Annotated in this window: 3 protein-coding genes; 1 reads left to right on the top strand and 2 read right to left on the bottom strand. The window is 43.6% G+C overall.

Annotated elements, in window-relative coordinates; translation table 11 throughout:
- Positions 1-57 precede the first annotated feature (57 nt).
- The gene (locus tag RW114_RS20340; protein ID WP_340124553.1) at positions 58-462 is read left to right on the top strand and encodes a KUP/HAK/KT family potassium transporter; all 405 of its coding nucleotides are present in this window, start codon (positions 58-60) and stop codon (positions 460-462) included.
- 503 nt (positions 463-965) lie between these two features.
- Here the strand turns inward: RW114_RS20340 and RW114_RS20345 are convergent.
- Both RW114_RS20345 and RW114_RS20350 read right to left on the bottom strand, forming a co-directional pair.
- Positions 966-1,451, bottom strand: a complete 486-nt coding sequence (locus RW114_RS20345; RefSeq protein WP_340124554.1) for an SRPBCC family protein — start codon at positions 1,449-1,451, stop codon at positions 966-968.
- A 345-nt stretch (positions 1,452-1,796) separates the two neighbouring features.
- Positions 1,797-2,183 (bottom strand): hypothetical protein, encoded by a 387-nt coding sequence (locus tag RW114_RS20350; protein ID WP_340124555.1) that lies wholly within the window; start codon positions 2,181-2,183, stop codon positions 1,797-1,799.
- Between the last annotated feature and the right edge of the window lie 432 nt (positions 2,184-2,615).

The raw sequence follows: 2,615 nt of genomic DNA on the forward strand, positions 1-2,615 counted from the left end.
CTTTCAAGACGTATATGCAAGATGCCAGTAAAGTTTTGTGTGTCATGAAGAAAATGCGTGAAGATTTCGCAATCCCTGCGTGAATTTTACTGTAGTGGCTTGGAAATTATTTACCTGAGAAACTATAATGCAGATATTCCCACTATCCCCGACTATGAACGAATCGATATTGATCAAATGGATCAGGGTTTCTACCGTGTCACCGCGCGTTATGGTTTTATGGAAACGCCCAATGTGCCGCAGATACTTAGTTTGTGTAAATTAAAAGGTTTAGACATTGACCAGCACAGTGCATCTTTTTTCATTGGTAGAGAAACGCTAATACCCTCTAATAAACCGGATCTGAACCCCTTGCAGGAAAAAATTTTCCTGATTATGTTCAGAAATGCCTCATCACCCATCCAGTTTTTTAAAGTTCCGCCGGAACGAGTGGTTGAATTGGGCGTACAGTTTGAAATCTAGCGGACATCATACAATCATTAAAAACCCCACAGGCGTTATTCAGATATAACGGACGACCTTTAAGGTATTGGGATGTTAGCAATAATAGTGTCCGGTTTTGCAGCTAATGAATTGTCCTACCGCCAAAAATTGAAGATTTTTTCGTTGAATTATTGTAGAAAGTGTAAATCGAATATCCGCAGTTGGCCGAATTATCACGTTGGGGTAACCAGCCAATTTTCTCATTGACAGCGCCCGCTCTTATTGGAATAGTTTGTTTACAAGTATGCTCCTAAAGGGGATTAGGTATTCGGTAGCCAAGTTGGCAAAAAGCGTAGGAATTTTGCCAGTTTCATCAGAAAAGAGCATCAATACTTTCTATTAATTTTTGCTATCTTATTGTTTAAATGACATCTACCCATTCCAATGAATCGGTAAAGATGGATGTTGAATGTGGAGAAAATTCAACGTCGTTTAACACCATTCGGCGTTTTGCATAACGCTATAAGCTTGGCTTGTTGAGTCTAAATACGCTCACTGCGGCGGCTGCGGGATCCTTGAAAATCCAGTAGTGAAACGCCGAGATGCCGGGCCATGCCTTTTCCGCCTTCCTGCATGACTTGATCGTGGTTCCAAGTAAAGACGGGTGCCAAAATTGGCGCCAGGAGATTCATCCAGGCTTTTTCCGTAGACACAAGCCATACATAAGTCACCCGAGTTGAATCCCCCAAATCATCCAGCTTCCAACTTCCAGTACCGTTTAAGTCGCCTGACGCAATGCCTTCAATCCAATGGGGCTTTTCCAGCACCTTAACTCGGACTTCAAAGCATAGCCGATAAGGAAGTCTGCTCGTCCAGGTAAACCGTCGAACCGAACCCAGACCTTGTGCGTCACCTTTTTTGATTTCAACGACTTTTTTAACGAAGTGCCACCACTTCGGCCATTCTTCAGACGCGACGAGGGCATCCCAGACCCGTTCTATGGGAGCATCTAGGTGCCACCGAGTCACTAACGAATATTGCATGGTAGTACGTTATTCCGTTGGGTTGTTTATGGGGAGATGAAAAATAGACAATATTTTTATCGCTATAAATAACGTTAGTTACGCATTGTGCCAAGTTGATTTAACTTATGCCCATCCGATTTTTCCATACCAGACATTCGGCAATAGGAGGATCTTACTCTTTTTGGATGTGGCAATTTCGACCCTAAGCCGACAGTCGAATATTTATTTTTGAACGTGGATAACTACAATCATCACCCGGCCGCACCCAAGCGACCGTGATTTCAATTAACGCCCAACCGGCGGCTCGGGTGGATGGCCGCGGTTAGCTACGAAACGGCAAGAATCCATTTAGTTTGTTTGTTTCGCACAACGCGTATGGGCGACATTAAAGTCGACTTGCCCATTGGCTTCTTTATCCATGCAAAGCCAATACGTTACCGGTTTCAATTCCGTTTTGCACGAAGCAGATAGCGACGTTACCTCAGTTTTCCCCGTCCCTTTGGCCCTTTCCTGCTGTTCGAAGCGCTGAGTAGCGCGTAAGCAGATATTGAAGGCTTCGCTTTGCTTGTCGACAGAGTCCGCACTATGGGCTTCATCAGCTCGGCCTTTTATTTGGTCTTTGTTCATGTTCATATGGGTTTCCTCTTTGGTTTCTTCAGCATAAGCGCCAAATGAGCAAACGAGCAAAGCCAGGATTGCTGATAAACCGATGGATTTCATGTGGGTGATTTTCATATTTATATCCTGTGATAAGGTTATTTAAGAGAGTCTTGAGGGGCTGTTAGTCTGGAAACGGCTGCGCAGCTCAGCAAGGCACGTTTTACTTGCTTTTTTAAATATCTTCCTTAACTTTACCTTTGGCTTCTTCGGCTCTGCCTTTTACTTGATCTTTGTTCATGAGTTTCTCCTGATAATTATTTAGTCATGACTACACATAGCTATGAGCAAAGCGTGGGATAAAGTTCCCTAACGCCCACTTGAAATATTACAGATAAAACCGAAGGTCGTCGGTACGGTAGCGAACAAAAAGGTATTGGGACTAGGCTGTCGAAATCAGCCCTTTTTCGCAAGCTAAACATTCCCCGATTTTTGGCTTTCAATATTATTGAAAAAAGCTTTGCGTTTCTTGCGTACGGTATAGGGGATGCTTGATTTCTCCCACATCTC

It is taken from the genome of Methylobacter svalbardensis (genome assembly GCF_037671525.1).
In the GTDB taxonomy this organism is placed as follows: domain Bacteria; phylum Pseudomonadota; class Gammaproteobacteria; order Methylococcales; family Methylomonadaceae; genus Methylobacter_A; species Methylobacter_A svalbardensis.

Excerpts from the sequence above, each read along its gene's own strand:
- RW114_RS20350 (WP_340124555.1), bottom strand. The coding sequence starts at position 2,183 with ATGAAAATCACCCACATGAAATCCATCGGTTTATCAGCAATCCTGGCT.